Annotated in this window: 1 tRNA gene and 1 rRNA gene; both read right to left on the bottom strand. The window is 51.5% G+C overall.

From position 1 onward, the window contains the following. Positions 1-149: 149 nt before the first annotated feature. A 23S ribosomal RNA gene (locus tag OC610_RS23765) occupies positions 150-3,041 on the bottom strand. A gap of 246 nt (positions 3,042-3,287) precedes the next feature. After that, positions 3,288-3,363 (bottom strand) — tRNA-Ala (locus OC610_RS23760).

The following is a 3,363-nucleotide window of genomic DNA, read 5'->3' as shown; positions in this document are numbered from 1 at the left end:
GGGTACTGAGTCGTGGCCTGCGGCCTCGCTTCAGCAAATTGGGTATGTGACAGCGTTCGGTGTTTTGTGCGTTTCGAACTTTCGGTTCATTTCGTCTTCACACACCGCAATCTGGCCTCTTTCGAGTCTACAGATTGCTTGGGTGTTATATGGTCAAGCCTCACGGGCAATTAGTACAGGTTAGCTCAACGCCTCACAGCGCTTACACACCCTGCCTATCAACGTCGTAGTCTTCGACGGCCCTTCAGGGAGCTCAAGGCTCCAGTGAGATCTCATCTTGAGGCAAGTTTCCCGCTTAGATGCTTTCAGCGGTTATCTTTTCCGAACATAGCTACCCGGCAATGCCACTGGCGTGACAACCGGAACACCAGAGGTTCGTCCACTCCGGTCCTCTCGTACTAGGAGCAGCCCCTCTCAAATCTCAAACGTCCACGGCAGATAGGGACCGAACTGTCTCACGACGTTCTAAACCCAGCTCGCGTACCACTTTAAATGGCGAACAGCCATACCCTTGGGACCGGCTTCAGCCCCAGGATGTGATGAGCCGACATCGAGGTGCCAAACACCGCCGTCGATATGAACTCTTGGGCGGTATCAGCCTGTTATCCCCGGAGTACCTTTTATCCGTTGAGCGATGGCCCTTCCATACAGAACCACCGGATCACTAAGACCTACTTTCGTACCTGCTCGACGTGTCTGTCTCGCAGTCAAGCGCGCTTTTGCCTTTATACTCTACGACCGATTTCCGACCGGTCTGAGCGCACCTTCGTACTCCTCCGTTACTCTTTAGGAGGAGACCGCCCCAGTCAAACTACCCACCATACACTGTCCTCGATCCGGATAACGGACCTGAGTTAGAACCTCAAAGTTGCCAGGGTGGTATTTCAAGGATGGCTCCACGCAGACTGGCGTCCACGCTTCAAAGCCTCCCACCTATCCTACACAAGCAAATTCAAAGTCCAGTGCAAAGCTATAGTAAAGGTTCACGGGGTCTTTCCGTCTAGCCGCGGATACACTGCATCTTCACAGCGATTTCAATTTCACTGAGTCTCGGGTGGAGACAGCGCCGCCATCGTTACGCCATTCGTGCAGGTCGGAACTTACCCGACAAGGAATTTCGCTACCTTAGGACCGTTATAGTTACGGCCGCCGTTTACCGGGGCTTCGATCAAGAGCTTCGCGTTAGCTAACCCCATCAATTAACCTTCCGGCACCGGGCAGGCGTCACACCCTATACGTCCACTTTCGTGTTTGCAGAGTGCTGTGTTTTTAATAAACAGTCGCAGCGGCCTGGTATCTTCGACCGGCGTGGGCTTACGCAGCAAGTGCTTCACCCTCACCGGCGCACCTTCTCCCGAAGTTACGGTGCCATTTTGCCTAGTTCCTTCACCCGAGTTCTCTCAAGCGCCTTGGTATTCTCTACCCAACCACCTGTGTCGGTTTGGGGTACGGTTCCTGGTTACCTGAAGCTTAGAAGCTTTTCTTGGAAGCATGGCATCAACCACTTCGTCACCCAGAGGGTAACTCGTCATCAGCTCTCGGCCTTAAGATCCCGGATTTACCTAAGATCTCAGCCTACCACCTTAAACTTGGACAACCAACGCCAAGCTGGCCTAGCCTTCTCCGTCCCTCCATCGCAATAACCAGAAGTACAGGAATATTAACCTGTTTTCCATCGACTACGCTTTTCAGCCTCGCCTTAGGGACCGACTAACCCTGCGTCGATTAACGTTGCGCAGGAAACCTTGGTCTTTCGGCGTGGGTGTTTTTCACACCCATTGTCGTTACTCATGTCAGCATTCGCACTTCTGATACCTCCAGCAAGCTTCTCAACTCACCTTCACAGGCTTACAGAACGCTCCTCTACCGCATCACTTGCGTGATACCCGTAGCTTCGGTGTATGGTTTGAGCCCCGTTACATCTTCCGCGCAGGCCGACTCGACTAGTGAGCTATTACGCTTTCTTTAAAGGGTGGCTGCTTCTAAGCCAACCTCCTAGCTGTCTAAGCCTTCCCACATCGTTTCCCACTTAACCATAACTTTGGGACCTTAGCTGACGGTCTGGGTTGTTTCCCTTTTCACGACGGACGTTAGCACCCGCCGTGTGTCTCCCATGCTCGGCACTTGTAGGTATTCGGAGTTTGCATCGGTTTGGTAAGTCGGGATGACCCCCTAGCCGAAACAGTGCTCTACCCCCTACAGTGATACATGAGGCGCTACCTAAATAGCTTTCGAGGAGAACCAGCTATCTCCGAGCTTGATTAGCCTTTCACTCCGATCCACAGGTCATCCGCTAACTTTTCAACGGTAGTCGGTTCGGTCCTCCAGTCAGTGTTACCTAACCTTCAACCTGCCCATGGATAGATCGCCCGGTTTCGGGTCTATTCCCAGCGACTAGACGCCCTATTAAGACTCGCTTTCGCTACGCCTCCCCTATTCGGTTAAGCTCGCCACTGAAAATAAGTCGCTGACCCATTATACAAAAGGTACGCAGTCACCCAACAAAGTGGGCTCCCACTGCTTGTACGCATACGGTTTCAGGATCTATTTCACTCCCCTCTCCGGGGTTCTTTTCGCCTTTCCCTCACGGTACTAGTTCACTATCGGTCAGTCAGTAGTATTTAGCCTTGGAGGATGGTCCCCCCATATTCAGACAAAGTTTCTCGTGCTCCGTCCTACTCGATTTCACTTCTAAGATCCTTTCGCGTACAGGGCTATCACCCACTATGGCCGCACTTTCCAGAGCGTTCCGCTAAAATCAAAGAAGCTTAAGGGCTAGTCCCCGTTCGCTCGCCACTACTAAGGGAATCTCGGTTGATTTCTTTTCCTCAGGGTACTTAGATGTTTCAGTTCCCCTGGTTCGCCTCTTGCACCTATGTATTCAGTACAAGATAACCATCTTATGATGGCTGGGTTCCCCCATTCAGACATCTCCGGATCACAGTCTGTTTGCCGACTCCCCGAAGCTTTTCGCAGGCTACCACGTCTTTCATCGCCTCTGACTGCCAAGGCATCCACCGTATGCGCTTCTTCACTTGACCATATAACCCCAAGCAATCTGGTTATACTGTGAAGACGACATTCGCCGAAAATTCGAATTTCTCAACTAAGAGAACTCACAAATTTTACCTTAGCCTGATCCGTTACCAGTGAAAGTAACGTTCAGTCTATCTTTCTATCACATACCCAAATTTTTAAAGAACGAACTAGTCAAAGACTAGAAATCAACATTCACCATCGAACCGATGGAATGCTCATTTCTAAGCTTTATACAATCGAAGCAGTAGTGGTGGAGCCAAGCGGGATCGAACCGCTGACCTCCTGCGTGCAAGGCAGGCGCTCTCCCAGCTGAGCTATGGCCCC

The organism is Pseudomonas agronomica (assembly GCF_025917275.1).
In the GTDB taxonomy this organism is placed as follows: Bacteria; Pseudomonadota; Gammaproteobacteria; order Pseudomonadales; family Pseudomonadaceae; genus Aquipseudomonas; species Aquipseudomonas agronomica.
The sequence above is the reverse complement of the archived record's forward strand: the minus strand, read 5'-3'. Positions and strand labels throughout refer to the sequence as shown.